Origin of the sequence: Flavobacterium sp. NRK F7, assembly GCF_024054195.1 — a bacterium.
Taxonomy (GTDB): Bacteria; Bacteroidota; Bacteroidia; order Flavobacteriales; family Flavobacteriaceae; genus Flavobacterium.
The window spans coordinates 1-860 of record NZ_JAMXLB010000017.1 but is presented as its reverse complement, the minus strand read 5'-3'; the positions used below and the strand labels follow the sequence as shown (position 1 = coordinate 860).

The window sequence follows — 860 nt, the reverse complement described above, 5'->3', positions numbered from 1 at the left end:
GTCATATTACCATTATCATCATAACCATATTCAGTATTATTATTTGCTCCATCCTTAAATCCTTGTGGCGAGGTGGTTGCATCTGATACTTTTACTAATAAATTTTTATTATTCGTATCATAGGTATAGACTAAGTCATCAATAGGATTTACCATTGTTGTAATTCCTCCATTTCGCTCTAAAGTTTGAATGTTTCCATTCTTATCATACGATAGCGTTTCATCATAGGCATTGATGTTGTTTGAAGCTAAAGCTGGTGTTAGATACACTGCCTCGGTTAATCTGTTCAAATCATCATAAGTATAATTATATTTTTTGAGGGAACCAAACTTACTTTTCCAATACGTACCTGAAATATTTCCATTATAAAGTGCTTCTGATTGAAAATCATGTGTTCCTAAAGACTGATAATCATTATAATTGATTCTAAAAGCAAATAAATCGCTTCCAGTTCCAACAGTTGTTACATCATTTATTTCTTTTAACCAACCACGAATGTTATATTTATAATCAACCGTTTGCAAACCTGTTGCACCACTAGAATTGGTTCCACCAACATTCTTACTCGTCAATTGCCCGAGTTCATCATAGGTATTTTTAGCAATTAACTGCGCACTACCGCCATTAATTTGTTGGGTATGCAATTCCAAACGATCTTGAGCCGTATAAAAGAAATTATCTCTAACCGTAAGTGCTGTAGCATTGGTATCATACTTGTGGGTTGTTATTGTGTATTCCGTTTTTCCTGCCCAATCCAGTTTGCTATCCACTTGTGTATAACCCCCTAAATGATTGCTTGTATACGTACGTATAGGTCTGTAATATTCATCGTATAAAGTATAATTGGTTTCAGCAGCATT

At 34.1% G+C, this 860-nt stretch carries 1 pseudogene; it reads right to left on the bottom strand.

The features are described from left to right. Positions 1-860: pseudogene (locus tag NHF47_RS17105) on the bottom strand (hypothetical protein); the annotation flags it as partial.